The sequence below is a fragment of the Paenibacillus tundrae genome, from assembly GCF_036884255.1.
GTDB lineage: Bacteria > Bacillota > Bacilli > Paenibacillales > Paenibacillaceae > Paenibacillus.
The window spans coordinates 2,442,949-2,459,510 of record NZ_CP145605.1 but is presented as its reverse complement, the minus strand read 5'-3'; the positions used below and the strand labels follow the sequence as shown (position 1 = coordinate 2,459,510).

The window sequence follows — 16,562 nt, the reverse complement described above, 5'->3', positions numbered from 1 at the left end:
CCTCTATTCGTCAGCCAGCCATGTACGCAGCAGATTGACGAATTCGTCTGGCTTTTTCTTCGCCAAACTCTCCAATTGTTTGCGCACCTGACTTTCGTTCGTTACACTGTCCAACGTTATGGACGGGAACTCGGTTGCTACTGGAAGAGGGATTTCCTCTTCTTCTTCTTCATCCTGTTTGCGGCGACGGCGTACGAGCAGGATCACAACGGCTGCGATCAATGCTGCAACCAGTCCACCTATGCCCCATAGCATTCCTGTTGAAAGTGGGAATCCTGTATCCGCTGTATCTGTAGTCTGGAAGCCTTGAGAGATGACAGATACTTTCTTAGCTAAATCCGCGTCAGTGATAACCGTGCCTGTGTCAGCAAGTGAAGCACGAACGATATTCACCAAGATATTTTCAATCGCATCTTGAACCGGTGCTTGCAATTCTGTCTGACCTGCCGGTGGTTCAACAGCCACGTTAATGGTTAAGTCTTTTACAGAATATGGACTTGCCACGATATCTTTAACAATTCGGTTAACATCGTAATTTTTAGTACTCGATGATTCTTCGGAGGTTGAATTTCCTGTCGCATCAGCCGATGGGTAACCAGGAACTTCTTCCTGCCCCGTACCAGCTACGCCACCTGTAGGTGTACTCGCTCCGGTATAACTCTTCTGAATCTCTTGTACGCTAATCTCAATACCTTTCATATTTTCCACATCGACAGGCTCTACTCTATTTTCTGTTCTAGTTTCCTTGTCAAAATTCAATGTAGAAACGACAAGAACATTAACTTTTTCTTCGCCTACGATCTGTGAAAGGAATTGCTTAACGTTGTTACGAACATCATTTTCAAACTTTTTCTGCAGTGCCATGTTCTCTTGAACTTCAGATGACAAGCCACCACTGCCACCGCGGGCTGATGGAATCAGCTCTGCTTCATCCGTGTTCGTAATCGTAATATTCTCTATCGGTAGATTAGGAATAGCGGTTTTAACCAAATTAAAGTAACCATCAACTGCAGCCTGATTTGGGTGATAACCCGGTTTAAATTGTAGGGCTACAGATGCGGATGCTTTATCTTGCTCTTCTAAGCCAGCGAAGATGTTATCTTTTGGCATATTAACGAGCACCTTGGCATCCTGAATTCCTTGCATCCGTTGAAGTAATTGCTCCACTTCTCCGTTTAACGCACTATTGTATTTCACATCAAATTCTTTATCCGTCATCCCGATCGGAGACGAGGATTCTGAGAATGCTTTATAACCTAACGAACCGTTCTGGATAATGCCTTGTGATCCGACATTCACTTTCGTAATTGCAACATCCGTACTAGGAATGGAGATGGATTTGCCATCTGCACTTAGTTTGTAAGGAATATTGGCTGAATCTAGGTATGCGATAACTCCCGCGGAATCACTAGAGTTTAGATCTCTGAAGGCCACCTCATATTCCGTTTTGGAGAGTTGCATGGTTAGAACAACTGCTGCCATGATTAAGAATAAAAAGGTAGATACCAGCAACACCTTTTGTTTTTTGCTAAAACTATTCCAGTACTGAACCGTCTTGTCTTTGTACTGGGCAATTCTCTCATTCACTCTGTCACCCCATCCGAAACTTTGCTTAGTCTGTCCCGAAGCAACTTCTGTAGGTCATTTGTTACAGAATAACGTGGCTTTTAGGAGCAGCATCACGCTGCTTGTTGTACTGATCAGCGCTGTTATCGAAGCGCAAGGCATGCTATTTTACAATTGCGTACGCATAATTTCTTGGTATGCTTCGACTACTTTGTTTCGGACCTGAGTCGTCAGTTGCAAACCCAGTAGAGCTTGTTCTGATGCGATCATCACTTGATCGACGTTCACTTTTCCAACCAAAAACTGGTTAGACATCTCATGTGCTTGGGATTCCTGTGCAGCTACGGAGCCTAACGCTTCTTGTAAGTATGTACCGAAGCTCTCGATAGTTTCGGCTGGTGTTGAGGGTTTGCTAACGGAAGCATTTTGCATCTGGAGCGGTTGAATCCCCTGTGTGTTAAACATGTTGTTCTGAATCATTAATGTCCCTCCCCTTCATCTCTTTCTTCAGCTTAAGAAGAATTAATTTCATTTCTGTTTAACTAGGCTCTACCAATCTCCAATGCCTTAGATATCATGGCTTTAGTTGAATTCAAAGCAGTAACGTTAGCCTCGTATGACCGCGTAGCAGAGATCATATCCACCATCTCTTTCGCAATGTCAACGTTAGGCATAAATACATACCCGTCCGCATTTGCATCTGGATGTGTCGGATCGTATACAGGCTTGAGCGGAGATTGATCATCACGAATCTCAGAAACTCTAACACCCTCTCCCGTTCCACCGTCTCTCATTTGGCTTTGAAGCATGCTACTAAACGAGGATTTGTTGGGCTCAAGAACAACCATTTTCCTCTTATAAGGAACGGCCTCCCCATTAACTACACTGGCACGCGTTGTCTCTGCGTTGGCAATATTGGAAGAAATCACGTCCATTCGCAAACGTTGAGCCGTTAGAGCCGATGCACTAATCCCAAAGCTATTACTGATGTTCACCTTAGCTATCTCCCTTCAACGCCAACACGCATCATTTTGATCTGTTCATTTACTTGCTGGATATAAGCACTGTAGCGCAATTGGTTGTCCGCCAGAAGACTCATTTCTCTGTCGATATCGACATTATTCTGGTTATTATTCATCGATGTAGAATGATCCAAATTGACTACTGGTGTAGGTACGGAAGAGGAAGGGCCTATGACAAAATGCCTTGAATCCGTTACTTTCCCCCTAAGAACAGGCGTATCTCCATCCATTTGCTGCTGCAACATTTCTTCAAAAGCGACGTTAGAACGCTTAAAGTACGGGGTGTCCGCATTTGCAACATTGTCTGCAATCGTACGTTGTCTCATATTCGACGCATCAAGTGCACCTTGTAACCTCTGGAAGCTAATATCATTCAAAAGATTCATATTTTCCCTCCTCTCCTTAGAAATTATGGAAAAAGATTGCATCTTCTTCCTTTTAATCGCTTATGTTTTTTCGACAAAAACATTCGCTTTTACACGTTTTTCTAGGACTTAAGTAGAATTAACTCTGATGTTGTCGTATATGATAAGTTTCTTCGAGATTGGGATTTATTACAATAAGAAAAAAGCCCTATCTTTTCTGTAATAGAGGGCTTTTTGTGTATTTTCTGCAAATTATGATTTTTTTCGTAAATGATGAGGCCCAAAACAAAAACTTTCTAACATCCAATCATCCTGCACTTAAACATTCTTAAAATAAAAAAAATGATTCTCCCCTTAGTTTCTTACGCAACCTTTACAAAATAGCAGCATGATTGATTAGCTCATCCCTTTTGATGATATAGCTAATCGCCGATATAATAAGGTTTTTCCAATAATCTCACTTTTGGAATAGCATTTCTGTGTAATAAAATTTTGACTTAAAAACAATCTTTGTTACTTCAATTCTTCTCTTTTTCCACAACACTTTTTTAACAATTATCAACTTGTATGTAGATTGATTTCTTGGAAAGTAGTTTGTTATTCCAGAATTTTCTCCAAACCCACTTTTTGCACATTTGCGCAAATTTTCTCTCATTCTTCATAAAACCTATCGTCAGACTTGGTTAAAACAAAACCCTTATATTGGAAGAGGTTCCACACCTGAACACGCTATAACTTACTTTTGTCGAGCGAATTATGCCCGATCTGCGGCACAAGTCCTATATGTCACTTACCAATAATCTACTTACACCTAATTATCGGTTCTTTACCTTTGTTTAATTAGCTGAATTTGTTAAACAGGATCTTTTCGTTCAATACAAAAAGACGGTATACCTCCGGATAGATAGCACACTTACAAGCCATTGTAGGATTGTCATACCCACGAATAACTTAAAATGTGATTGTTTATCCATGTATACCGTCATTGTCTAATCGATGTCAAAATGACAAGTCAGCTATAGCTGATCTATAGAATGTACTGGCTCAGATCACGATCCAGAGCGATATCATTCAATTTCTCACGAACATACTCTGGAGTGATTACCATACGCTCTAACGTGAGCTCAGCTGCCTCAAAGGACAAGTCTTCAAGTAGTTTCTCCAGAATCGTGTGCAGACGACGTGCGCCAATATTCTCCGTATTCTGGTTTACGGACTCTGCAAGTTTAGCAATCTCTCGAATGGCTTCGTCCGAAAACTCAATTTCAATATTCTCTGTACGCAATAAATCGACATATTGCTTCGTTAATGCATTTTTCGGTTCAGTCAATATGGATACAAATTCATCCAGTGTGAGGCTATTTAATTCTACACGAATCGGGAATCGCCCCTGAAGCTCTGGAATCAGATCTGAGGGCTTAGCCACATGAAATGCGCCTGCAGCCATAAACAGAATATAATCGGTTTTGACAGGCCCATATTTTGTCATCACAGTTGAACCTTCAACGATAGGCAGAATATCCCGCTGTACACCTTCACGTGAGACGTCAGGGCCACTTCCGCGTCCTTGGCTTGCTACCTTGTCGATTTCATCAATGAAGATAATTCCAGTTTGTTCTGCTCTCCGGATTGATTCCTGGGTCACGTCATCCATATCGATTAATTTGCTTGCTTCTTCCTGAATGAGCACTTTTCGAGCTTCTTTAATAGCCAATTTGCGCTTCTTGGTACGCCGAGGCAACAAGCTACCAAACATCTCCTGCATGTTCATTCCCATCTGATCATTACCCTGACCAGCAAACATATCCATCATGTTAGGTGTTGTATCCTCTACATCAATCTCTATAACATCGTCCTCTAGCTTGCCTGATAGCAGATCAAATTTAATCTTACGGCGGCGCTCAGCCACATTTGTATCTGGCTCAGCTTCTTCTTGCTCTGGGACATGATTACCATTATTTCCGAAGATCATCTCAAATGGATTCCGCTGATTTTTGGATTTGGATTGTGAAGGAGCCAAAATATGTACAATTCGCTCGTTGGCAGCTTCTTCGGCTTTGTCTTTCACCTTTTCTGTCCGCTCCAATTTAACCATGCGCAAGGACGTTTCAATGAGATCACGAACCATGGACTCAACATCACGACCCACGTAACCCACTTCAGTAAATTTCGTTGCTTCTACTTTAACAAATGGAGCGCCCACGAGCTTAGCTAACCGACGGGCAATCTCTGTTTTACCTACACCTGTAGGTCCAATCATCAGGATATTTTTGGGTACAATATCATCCTGGGTTTGCTCGGGTAGCAAGCTACGACGATAACGGTTACGAAGAGCCACCGCTACGGATTTCTTGGCTTGTTTTTGACCAACGATGTATTTATCGAGCTCTGCAACAATTTGTCTAGGTGTTAGCGCTTGTGATTGCATATAGCTTCCCTCCTACTGGTATACTTAATTTTCAAACCTATTCATGACCCAAATTAGGGAGAACCCCGCAAAACATGAGGAAAAATGACCGGGGTCAGGCTCCATTTTGCGGGGTTATATTACAACTCTTCTACAATGATATTCGTATTGGTGTACACGCACAATTCTGCTGCAATTTGGAGTGATTCACGCGCAATATCTTTGGCTTCCAAATTCCCTGCATGTCGTTTCAACGCTCGTGCTGCGGATAGAGCGAAGTTTCCTCCTGATCCTATGGCAATAACATCATCATCCGGCTCGATGATCTCGCCACCACCAGAGATGAGCAACATCCCTGTTTTGTCCATAACGATTAAGAGCGCTTCAAGCTTACGGAGTATCCGATCCTGTCTCCAGTCTTTGGCAAGCTCTACAGCAGCCCGCTGTAAATTACCATGGTGCTCCTCTAACTTGCCTTCGAATTTCTCAAAGAGTGTAATCGCATCTGCCACAGAGCCGGCAAAACCAGCAACGACCTGTCCGCGATACAAACGTCTTACCTTTTTGGCGGTATTCTTCATAACAACACTTTGCCCCATGGTCACTTGACCATCTCCAGCAATCGCTGCCTTGCCATTATGGCGCACTGCACAGATCGTAGTGGCATGAAATGACATATCCATGATATAGCCTCCCCCACGAATAATTTATACGCGTTCAGGAACGGTTAGACCTTCTGAAGCAGCAAACCGAGCAATTCCATCCAATGCACGCTGAGCAAGAGCTTCATTCTTTTCCTTTTTGTTGCGTATTTTGGTTTCCAGTTTCGGCAACAAACCAAAGTTTGCATTCATAGGCTGGAAGTGTTTAAAATCAGCAGTCGTAATATATTGTGCCATACTACCCAGTGTTGTTTCTACTGGCAGTACTACAAGTTCCTGACCGAGAGCTGCTTTTGCAGCATTCATACCTGCAATAAGACCTGATGCAGCCGATTCGACATATCCTTCAACACCTGTCATTTGTCCAGCGAAGAACAGGTTAGGACGGTCTTTAAATTGATACGTTGGACGCAACAATTTTGGAGAATTAATAAATGTATTGCGATGCATCACGCCGTAACGTACAAACTCTGCATTTTCAAGACCAGGAATCAATGAAAACACACGTTTTTGTTCTCCCCACTTCAGATGTGTCTGGAATCCAACCAGATTATACAACGTTCCTGCAGCATTATCCTGTCTAAGTTGAACTACCGCATGTGGAAGTGTTCCTGTATGTGGGTTAACTAGACCTACGGGCTTCATCGGTCCAAACAATGCTGTTTGTTTACCACGTTTCATCATCACTTCGATTGGCATACAGCCTTCAAAGTAAATCTCTTTCTCAAACTCTTTTAATTGAGCGACCTCAGCGGTAATCAATGCATCGTAGAATACATCAAATTCCTCTTCTGTCATCGGACAGTTCAGATATGCCGCCTCTCCCTTATCATAACGGGAAGCTAGGTAGACTTTATTCATGTCGATCGAGTCTTTTTCAATGATTGGTGCAGCCGCATCATAGAAGTAGAAGTATTCCTCTCCCATGAGTGCTTTGATCTGCTCCGATAATGCAGGAGATGTCAAAGGCCCTGTTGCAACAACTACGATGCCATCTTCCGGAAGGGAAGTCAGTTCTTCATTGACAACCTCAATTAAAGGATGCTGTTGCAGCGTAGAAGTAATCTCCCCCGAGAATCCATCACGGTCAACCGCAAGTGCTCCACCTGCTGGTACAGCATGCTTATCTGCTGCTCCAAGAACAAGAGAGTTAAGCATTCTCATTTCTTCCTTAAGAACACCTACTGCATTGGTCAGTCCGTTAGCACGCAGTGAGTTACTGCATACCAGCTCTGCAAATTTATCTGTATGATGAGCCGGTGTTTTCACAACCGGTCTCATCTCGTATAGTTTCACACGTACACCGCGACTCGCAATCTGCCAAGCTGCTTCTGTTCCTGCCAGACCTGCTCCAATAACCGTTACTTGTTGTTCGTTAGTCAAAATCATTTACCCCCATATATGCTAATCCGCTGATTCCTCGTCTGCTTCTTCCACAGGTTCCTGATGGTCACAGGACGTACATTGTAATCGTGTACCTTGCTTATTGCGCTTCTCAATCATTAACGAACCGCAGCTTGGACATGGCTTCGCTGATGGCTTATCCCACGAGACAAAGTCACATTCAGGATACTTGTCACATCCATAGAATACACGTCCCTTTTTGCTCCGTCGCTCTACAACATGCCCTTCCTTACATTTCGGACAAGTCACGCCGATATCCTTAATAATTGGTTTGGTATTCCGACACTCCGGGAAGCCAGAACAAGCCAAAAACTTACCAAAACGGCCAAGCTTGTAAACTAAATGTTTACCGCACTTCTCGCAGATTTCATCAGAAACTTCATCTTCAATCTCAATTTCCTTCATTTCTTCTTCTGCAAATTCAAGTCGTTTCTCGAAGGATTCGTAAAATTCCGCGAGAACCTTGACCCAATCCTCAGAGCCTTCTTCTACATGGTCAAGGTCACCTTCCATGTTGGCAGTAAACTCTACATTAAGAATTTCTGGGAAAAACTCTTCCATCTGTTCTATGACAAGCTCACCTAACTCTGTAGGCATGAATTTCTTTTCCTCGATCGCAACATACCCGCGCTTCTGAATCGTTTCCAGTGTTGGCGCATATGTACTCGGACGACCTATGCCCAGTTCTTCAAGAGTCTTAACCAGCCTAGCCTCGGTATAACGCGGTGGTGGCTGTGTGAAGTGCTGCTTCGGCTCGATCTCCTGTTTCTCCAGTACATCTCCATTTTTCAGAGGAGGAAGCAAGCGATCTTCTTCTGTTGTACCGTCATCGTTACCTTCCACATATACCTTCATGAAACCTTGGAAGCGAACTTTGGAGCCCGCAGCGCGGAAGATCGTATCTCCGACAGCAATATCAACAGACAGTGTGTCTAGAATAGCGGATGACATCTGACTTGCGACAAAACGTTCCCAGATTAATTTATATAAGCGGAATTGATCCCGGCTCATAAATGATTTAATCGAATCCGGATCGCGCAAAATGGACGTAGGACGAATAGCTTCATGCGCATCCTGTGCATTAGCTGCCTTTTTGGAATAGTTTCTAGGTGTTTCAGGCGCAAATGGTTCGCCGTACTTGCCAATGATGTATTCCTTTGCTTCTTCCTGTGCAGACGCTGCGATTCGTGTGGAATCGGTTCTCATATACGTGATGAGACCCACTGTGCCTTCTTTTCCCAGGTCTACGCCTTCATACAGCTGTTGTGCAACGGACATGGTCTTAGAAGCTCTGAAATTCAATTTACGAGCGGCTTCCTGTTGCAAGGAACTCGTCGTAAACGGAGCGGAAGGATTCCGACTACGTTCCTTCTCTTTCACTTCTTTGACCGTAAAGTCAGCGCCCTCGATCTGTTTTAGGATCGCCTGCACTTCAGCTTCGCTACCCAGTTCGGTCTTGGTGCCGTTCAACTGATGAAATTTAGCTTCAAATGGGTTTCCGTCAGCTATCAGCTTAGCGGTAATGCTCCAGTACTCTTCAGGTACAAAATCATCAATTTCATTTTCACGATCCAAAATGATTTTGACCGCTACCGATTGAACCCGACCAGCCGATAGTCCTTTTTTGACTTTCTTCCATAATAAAGGGCTAATCTTATATCCTACGAGCCGATCCAGAATACGTCTTGCCTGCTGCGCATTAACCAGATCCATATTGATTTTGCGCGGCGTTTTGAACGCATCCTTGACGGCTTGTTTAGTAATCTCATTAAATACAACGCGGCAATCTTCTGTATCATCAAGTTCCAAGGCATGGGCCAAATGCCATGCAATAGCCTCACCTTCGCGATCCGGGTCAGCTGCGAGGTACACTTTTTTCACTTTCTTACGTGCATCTTTCAGTTCTTTCAAAATCGAACCTTTGCCGCGGATCGTAATATATTTCGGATTAAAATCATTCTCAACCTCAACGCCGATCTGACTTTTCGGCAAATCACGCACATGTCCCATCGAAGCCTTAACGATGAACTTGCTGCCTAAATATTTGCCAATGGTCTTCGCCTTTGAGGGCGACTCCACGATTACGAGTGAATCCGCCATAGGTCCATCTCCTCTCAGTCATGAAACTGCTTGGTTCCAATTCATAGTAATGCTCATCATAGCCGTTAACTTCCGTTAATAATCTATATTCACACGCTGCATACGTCACAGCATCGTCATACCCTTGCATATCTAGTTCCAGGTAATTGGCTAATCTGCTTTTTTATGATTAAAGATAACAGAACTGAATGCAAATGTCCAAAATCCCAACTAAGCCGTTCAACAAGTTGATCTAAGGACTGTTCCTCCTGTTGCAGTATGGCAATTACTCTCTGCTCGTCCGAAGAGAGCGTTGCCGGAGGAAACATTCCCGCTGTAACAGACTGTTTATTTTGCGTCGAACGTCCTCTATTGTAAGGAACTTGTTCGGGATTTGGCAAGTCCATTTGATACTCTTCTAACAGATCGGCTGCAGAAGTGACCAATTTTGCGCCCTGTCGAATGAGATTATGTGACCCTCTGCTCTTCGGCGATGTAATAGGACCTGGCACTGCAAATACATCTCTACCCGCATCCAATGCTGCATCAGCCGTTATGAGTGAGCCACTACGAATGTCAGCTTCTACCACCAACGTTCCTAGACTTAAGCCAGCAATAATTCGGTTCCGTTCGGGGAACAACCCCTGGTGAGCTCGAGTACCTGGAGGGTATTCTGACAAAAGTAGACCCGTTTCGGCAATGCGTTCAGCCAAACTATTATTTTCAGGCGGATAGATCGAATCTATGCCTGTTCCGAATACTGCAATCGTTTTGCCACCTGCACGCAAAGCAGCATCATGACACACGCTATCAATACCTCTAGCCAGTCCACTGACAATGGTCAAGCCTGCCTTGCACAATTCCTCGGCCAGTCGCTCTCCAACTTTACGACCATATACAGTCGGCATACGGGTACCTACCATCGCGATGGACTTAGAATGCAGCAGCTGCATATCTCCACGACCATATAATACCCATGGAGGCTGAACGGTTTCCTTCATTAATATAGGGTAATTGGAATCCAGATAAGTTATAACCTCAATCCCCTGTTTGTAAACGTTCTCGCGTTTTTGCTCTATCCAGTCAAGGTCAAACTGCACGGCAAGGCGATGCGCTTGATCCTTCCTCAGACCCGCCTGCAACCAATCGGCTTCCGTATAATCTAATAGCTCTTGGAGCTTATGCTGTCCAGATAATAGCTTCGCGATCGTTTTCTTACCGACCCCATCCATCTCATGCAAACCAAATAAAACCCATCTCTCCTCCATAAACAAAAACCTCCCGATCCGGGAAGAAGTCCTTCCCTCATATTGTGTAGGCTGTGACAACGGATTGCAAGCGTTTACTCCAAAAGAATCTCTCCCTGTTCGCTAGTAAGCCGAGTAAAAAAACGCAAAAAAGCAACCCTTCGCCCTAAATTAGGACAAAAGGTTGCTTACCTTTTCCGTATCCACAAAGTCGGTTACAAGGAAACCGAGTTTCCTATACCGTTTCTTCTATTATAACGGAAAAGAATTAATGTGTCGTGCACAAATTCAGAATACCACGTTCTTCAAGCACACTGACAAGTGTAGATCCCATCTCGGCTGGCGTAGGCGCAACCTTGATACCGCAAGATTCAAGCTTCGCAATTTTTTCCTTAGCCGTACCTTTACCACCAGAAATGATTGCGCCAGCATGACCCATACGTTTGCCTGGAGGAGCTGTAACACCACCGATGAACCCTACAACAGGTTTGGTCATGTTAGCTGCCACCCATTCTGCTGCATCCTCTTCAGCAGTACCACCAATCTCACCAATCATAATGACTGCATGAGTCTGCGGATCTTCATTGAACCGTTTGAGAATATCAATAAACTCAGAGCCCTTAACAGGGTCTCCACCGATTCCGACAGCAGAGGATTGTCCAATACCACGAGTGGTGAGTTGATGTACAGCTTCATACGTCAATGTTCCACTACGGGAAACAACACCAACATGTCCAGGCATATGGATGTATCCTGGCATAATTCCGATTTTACACTCGCCTGGTGTAATGACACCTGGACAGTTAGGGCCGATCAGGACGGTATTTTTGCCTTCCATAAAACGATCTACCTTGACCATGTCAAGCACAGGAATACCTTCTGTGATACAGATGACAAGATCCAGCTCTGCATCTACAGCTTCCATGATTGAATCTGCTGCGAACGCTGGGGGAACATAAATGACGCTCGCTGTTGCGCCAGTCGCTTCCTTCGCTTCCTGCACCGTATTAAATACCGGGAGACTCACCACTTGGCCATCTTCCAGTGTGATATCAACATTGGTTCCGCCTTTACCCGGAGTAACACCGCCTACCATCTGGGTTCCGTAGTCCAATGCGCCCTTCGTGTGGAACATTCCCGTTGAACCCGTAATGCCTTGCGTAATGACTTTTGTATTTTTATCAATCAAAATACTCACGTTGCTTCACATCCTTACGGTTATTTTTCAAGTGCCGGACAGCTCCGGTACTAAGGAAGTTTGTTGCACTACTCGGGTGCAACCTTCCCAGGAATGAGCTTACTTCACGAGGGCAACAATTTTCTGTGCACCATCGGCCATGGAGTCAGCTGGTACGATATTCAGGCCGGATTCACCCAAAATACGCTTACCAAGCTCCACGTTCGTTCCTTCAAGACGGACAACCAGTGGTTTCGTAAGTCCAAGCTGCTTCGCAGCTTCAACCACACCATTGGCAATGACATCACAGCGCATGATACCACCGAAAATATTAACGAAGATACCTGCAACTTTAGCATCAGACAGAATGATCTTAAATGCTTCTGTCACTTTCTCCGTTGTCGCACCGCCCCCAACATCTAGGAAGTTGGCTGGGTCGCCTCCATAATATTTGATAATGTCCATCGTTGCCATCGCAAGTCCCGCACCATTAACCATACAGCCGATGTTTCCATCCAGCGCTATGTAGCTGAGGTCGTATTTCGAAGCTTCGATTTCTTTTTCGTCTTCTTCGTCCAGATCACGAAGTTCCAAAATGTCTTTGTGACGGAACAGCGCATTGGAGTCAAAATTGAGTTTCGCATCCAGTGCGATAACGTTTCCATCTCCTGTAACAACGAGAGGGTTAATCTCAGCGATGGAGCAATCTTTTTCGACAAATGCTTTGTACAACGCAAGCATGAACTTCACAGCTTTGTTAACTAATTCATTCGGAATATTAATGCTGTAAGCCAGTTTACGTGCTTGGAACACTTGCAATCCAATTGCAGGATCAACGATTTCTTTGAAAATTTTCTCAGGTGTAGCTTCAGCCACTTCTTCGATCTCCGTACCGCCCTCTTCGGAAGCCATCATAACGACACGTCCCGTAGCGCGGTCTACAACAACACCCACATAGTATTCTTTGCGGATATCGCATCCTTCTTCAATCAGAAGACGCTTCACTTCTTTACCTTCAGGTCCAGTTTGGTGTGTAACCAACACTTTCCCCAAAATTTCAGATGCATACGCACGAACCTCATCCGTGCTCTTCGCCACTTTCACACCGCCGGCTTTACCCCGGCCACCTGCGTGAATTTGCGCTTTGACTACAGTCACCGGACTGCCCAGTGCCTCTGCGGCCGCGACCGCTTCATCGACTGTATAAGCAACCTTTCCATTAGGAACGGCAACTCCATACTGTTTCAGTACTTCTTTTCCTTGATATTCATGGATATTCATTCTCGAATCCTCCTATCAACATGACTGCAACAAGGCGGGTTGGTTGACTAACAAAAGACAAATGTTGACTATTTTTACTTAAACCCAATTCATTGTAACACGTTTTTAAAACGCTTTCCTTAAAAAATTAATGGTTAATAGACAGCATTTTGATATGGATATCATCCCATTTAGCGAATGCTTGGATATAAATGGAAAAACCTCCGACTAATATGTCGAAGGTTCGTCATCATTTTGGAGGTTATTTTCTGGACTCTTTCATATTGGTCTCATGCACCTTATGCAAAAGCCCTTTGAACTGTCCTAGCAAAGCCTCAAACTCGGTACTATTCAAACAAGCATCTCCTTGGATGGAAGACGGTATAGCCAAAGCTTTGTTCCGTAATTCCCTACCTGAGTCGGTTAATGTAATAAGCACTTTACGCTCATCCTGCGCTGAGCGTTCACGATGGATGTGACCTGCGGATTGCAAGCGTTTCAGCAGAGGAGTCAACGTCCCCGAATCGAGATAAAGCGCCTCTCCGATTTCTTTCACCGTACATTCTTCACGCTCCCACAGCACCATCAGCACTAAATACTGCGAGTATGTTACACCCAGCACCTCTAGATAAGGCTGGTACATCTTGGTAATTTCCCGTGAACAAGCATATATGGCAAAGCATAATTGGTTATCCAACTTCAATGAATCGTTCTGCATATCTTGATCTCACCTGCCTAATTGTACATTCAATTCCTAATTAATCCGCATTTTCACGCCTAAGTTATCTACTTGAAGTTGCGAATGATTAGAAACTCTAGATCTATCTTATCACAAATTAGAAAAAAAACAGAATAATTGAGCACAAAGTATTTTACTTTTATATTTAATCATGTTAAATTAAATTGTATAAAATATAATTGTTTGCTTAGGAGTGAAATAATATGATGACGATCCAACAAAAAATGTATGAAACGACAGTTAAAGCCGTAGGCGGACGTAACGGTTATGTAGAATCCTCCAGCCCTGAACTTCGACTAGACGTACGTACCCCTAAAGAAATGGGTGGTGCTGGCGGTGAAGGCACGAATCCTGAGCAATTATTTGCGGCAGGTTACGCAGCTTGTTTTGACAGTGCACTCAACATGGTAGCTCGTATGCAGAAGATTAAATTGGAAGGTACAGAGGTAACGGCTACCGTTCACTTTGGCAAAGTTGAAGATGGTGGCTTTGGAATCGCGGCTACACTGGACGTTCTAGCCAAAGGTGTAGACAAAGAAACTGCTGCAAAATTAGTCGAAGCTGCTCACCAAGCATGCCCTTATTCCCGTGCAACCCGTGGAAACATTGTTGTTGAACTGAACGTACTTTAAAACATTAATATTTCATTTACATGCCTTATATATAAGACGTTTGGTTTTCATTTGTAATTCTCTGAAGAATTTCTGGTTGATGTCATAACAATTCAGGAATCAGGAATCCCGTTCGATATCATCATGACGAACACCTGAGTTGACGCCCTGATTTCTTTTATATAAAATGCATAATAGAAGATGAGGAAGCACCTTAATTCGAAGACTGGCCTGCGCTATGCAGAGTCAAGAACGAAGTGAGGTGTTTCTTTTATTATGTACGGTAAGATACATAGTGCTTGTTTGTACGGAATTGATGGCGTTTTGATTGAGGTCGAAACCGATTTATCAAATGGGTTACCTCAGACAGCCATTATTGGGCTACCAGATTCAGCCATTCGTGAGGCTGTAGAGCGTGTCCGGGCAGCGATTAAAAATTGTGGTTTCCAGTACCCACTCCAGCGAATTACGATTAACCTAGCTCCTGCTGATTTACGAAAAGAAGGCTCTTCCTTTGATCTAGCTATTGCGGTGGGTCTGCTTGTCACTAGTGGACAACTCATGCTCCCTCCACAAGAACGAACGCTTATCCTTGGAGAACTTGCTCTAGATGGCACGGTGCGTTCAGTACCCGGTATCCTTGCTATGGTTGATCTCGCTAAAAGGGGAGGCTTCACCTCTGTCCTGCTACCTAAAGATAATTTGGCAGAGGCTGCTCTAATCCGAGGCATTAAGGTGTATGGGATTCGACATCTGCAAGATGTTATACCGCAAAGCGAATCTGGTATAGGTAACACTGTAGAAACAAAAGCAAATAATCAACCACTCATTCTAAAAGATTACAACCATTTGTTATCGTCAAAGGATGCAATAGAAGTGATCGATCCGGATAAAGGTGGACAATCAGAGGATTCCTCTCTAGAGGACTATCACGACGTATTAGGGCAGCATCATGTGAAACGGGCACTGATGATCGCTGCGGCAGGCATGCATAATATTATGCTTGTTGGTCCACCAGGCACAGGCAAAACGATGCTGATTAAAAGGCTGCCTACTATTCTCCCTCCCCTTTCCGAAGAGGAAGCCCTTGAGGTAACCAAAATTTTAAGCGCTGCAGGTAAGTTAAAAGAAATATCACAAGGACTCGTCAGCCAAAGGCCATTCCGTTCTCCTCATCACACCATCTCAACTTCAGGGTTAATCGGTGGCGGCAGTATTCCGAAGCCTGGTGAAGTAAGTCTGGCACATCGTGGAATTTTGTTTTTGGATGAGCTCCCCGAATTCCAACGTCAAGTGTTAGAGGTATTGCGTCAGCCTTTGGAGGATCGAACGGTGACGATTAGCCGAGCCAGGGCTGTATTCACGTTTCCTGCGCAGTTTATGCTTGCCTGTTCTATGAACCCGTGTCCATGTGGATATTTATCCGCACAAACCGATGACCTTAGCTGTATCTGTAGTCCTTCCCGTGTCGCAGCATATCGTGCCAAGATATCAGGTCCCTTGCTTGATCGAATCGACCTTCAAGTCGAAGTTCCACCTCCAGGTGAATGGCGTAAGGCTGCCCCATCTCTTGGCTCTAATGAGATGCAAACCAAAGTCATGCACGCTCATCAGCTTCAAGCCAAACGTTACGCACATACACGTGTTCACTGGAATAGCCAGCTTTCTGGAGCATTGCTACGCCGCATGATTGTTCTACCTCAGGAGGCAGAGCAATTGCTGCAAAATACATTACAGGCCATGAACCTAAGCATGCGTGCACATGATCGAATCATGAAGATGGCACAAACAATAGCTGACCTTGAAAATGAGGGTGAAGTGGTCACTGCGCATGTGGCTGAAGCCATTCAATATCGTCAGTTGGATCTTAAAATCTTTTAAAAAGAATGCCGTAATCCACTTTGTGATTAGAGATGGTTTAACTCAAACATTACAAATAGCCCCATTTACGCTTGCTTATAGATTGAATGAACACACGTTTACGGCCCCAACCCAAGAAAACAAACAACTGTCCTTAGGGTCT

14 protein-coding genes are annotated in these 16,562 nt (G+C 44.1%); 2 read left to right on the top strand and 12 right to left on the bottom strand.

Annotated features, from left to right (window positions below; all coding sequences use genetic code 11):
* Positions 1-3: 3 nt before the first annotated feature.
* The 12 genes from fliF to V6W81_RS11000 all read right to left on the bottom strand — a co-directional run bounded on the left by fliF (position 4) and on the right by V6W81_RS11000 (position 13,907).
* Entirely contained in the window at positions 4-1,587 is a 1,584-nt protein-coding gene (gene fliF / locus V6W81_RS11055; RefSeq protein ID WP_338543172.1) for a flagellar basal-body MS-ring/collar protein FliF, read from the bottom strand.
* Between the two features lie 147 nt (positions 1,588-1,734).
* A complete protein-coding gene (fliE, locus tag V6W81_RS11050) occupies positions 1,735-2,046 on the bottom strand; it encodes a flagellar hook-basal body complex protein FliE (RefSeq protein ID WP_056700575.1) in 312 nt (103 codons plus the stop codon).
* 62 nt (positions 2,047-2,108) lie between these two features.
* Positions 2,109-2,561 (bottom strand): flagellar basal body rod protein FlgC, encoded by a 453-nt coding sequence (gene flgC, locus V6W81_RS11045; RefSeq protein ID WP_338543170.1) that lies wholly within the window; start codon positions 2,559-2,561, stop codon positions 2,109-2,111.
* Between the two features lie 5 nt (positions 2,562-2,566).
* Entirely contained in the window at positions 2,567-2,974 is a 408-nt protein-coding gene (gene flgB, locus V6W81_RS11040) for a flagellar basal body rod protein FlgB (protein WP_145046293.1), read from the bottom strand.
* 1,006 nt (positions 2,975-3,980) lie between these two features.
* A complete protein-coding gene (gene hslU, locus V6W81_RS11035; protein WP_338543169.1) occupies positions 3,981-5,381 on the bottom strand; it encodes an ATP-dependent protease ATPase subunit HslU in 1,401 nt (466 codons plus the stop codon).
* A gap of 119 nt (positions 5,382-5,500) precedes the next feature.
* Positions 5,501-6,043: an ATP-dependent protease subunit HslV gene (hslV, locus tag V6W81_RS11030; RefSeq protein WP_056700565.1), complete on the bottom strand. Its 543-nt coding sequence runs from the start codon at positions 6,041-6,043 to the stop codon at positions 5,501-5,503.
* A gap of 24 nt (positions 6,044-6,067) precedes the next feature.
* A complete protein-coding gene (trmFO, locus tag V6W81_RS11025; protein WP_370874826.1) occupies positions 6,068-7,411 on the bottom strand; it encodes an FADH(2)-oxidizing methylenetetrahydrofolate--tRNA-(uracil(54)-C(5))-methyltransferase TrmFO in 1,344 nt (447 codons plus the stop codon).
* 15 nt (positions 7,412-7,426) lie between these two features.
* Positions 7,427-9,526: a type I DNA topoisomerase gene (gene topA / locus V6W81_RS11020; RefSeq protein WP_338543166.1), complete on the bottom strand. Its 2,100-nt coding sequence runs from the start codon at positions 9,524-9,526 to the stop codon at positions 7,427-7,429.
* A gap of 116 nt (positions 9,527-9,642) precedes the next feature.
* Positions 9,643-10,773, bottom strand: coding sequence for a DNA-processing protein DprA (gene dprA, locus V6W81_RS11015; RefSeq protein WP_338543164.1), 1,131 nt, complete (start codon positions 10,771-10,773; stop codon positions 9,643-9,645).
* A gap of 247 nt (positions 10,774-11,020) precedes the next feature.
* On the bottom strand, positions 11,021-11,950 hold the full coding sequence (gene sucD / locus V6W81_RS11010) for a succinate--CoA ligase subunit alpha (RefSeq protein WP_056700558.1): 930 nt from the start codon (positions 11,948-11,950) through the stop codon (positions 11,021-11,023).
* A gap of 99 nt (positions 11,951-12,049) precedes the next feature.
* The gene (gene sucC, locus V6W81_RS11005) at positions 12,050-13,210 is read right to left on the bottom strand and encodes an ADP-forming succinate--CoA ligase subunit beta (protein ID WP_056700556.1); all 1,161 of its coding nucleotides are present in this window, start codon (positions 13,208-13,210) and stop codon (positions 12,050-12,052) included.
* 241 nt (positions 13,211-13,451) lie between these two features.
* Complete coding sequence (locus tag V6W81_RS11000) at positions 13,452-13,907, bottom strand: MarR family winged helix-turn-helix transcriptional regulator (RefSeq protein WP_056700555.1); 456 nt, start codon at positions 13,905-13,907, stop codon at positions 13,452-13,454.
* Between the two features lie 224 nt (positions 13,908-14,131).
* On the opposite strand from V6W81_RS11000, the gene V6W81_RS10995 reads away from it, so the two are divergent.
* A complete protein-coding gene (locus V6W81_RS10995; RefSeq protein WP_338543163.1) occupies positions 14,132-14,560 on the top strand; it encodes an organic hydroperoxide resistance protein in 429 nt (142 codons plus the stop codon).
* Positions 14,561-14,815: 255 nt separating this feature from the next.
* Positions 14,816-16,420: a YifB family Mg chelatase-like AAA ATPase gene (locus V6W81_RS10990; protein WP_338543161.1), complete on the top strand. Its 1,605-nt coding sequence runs from the start codon at positions 14,816-14,818 to the stop codon at positions 16,418-16,420.
* Positions 16,421-16,562 lie beyond the last annotated feature (142 nt).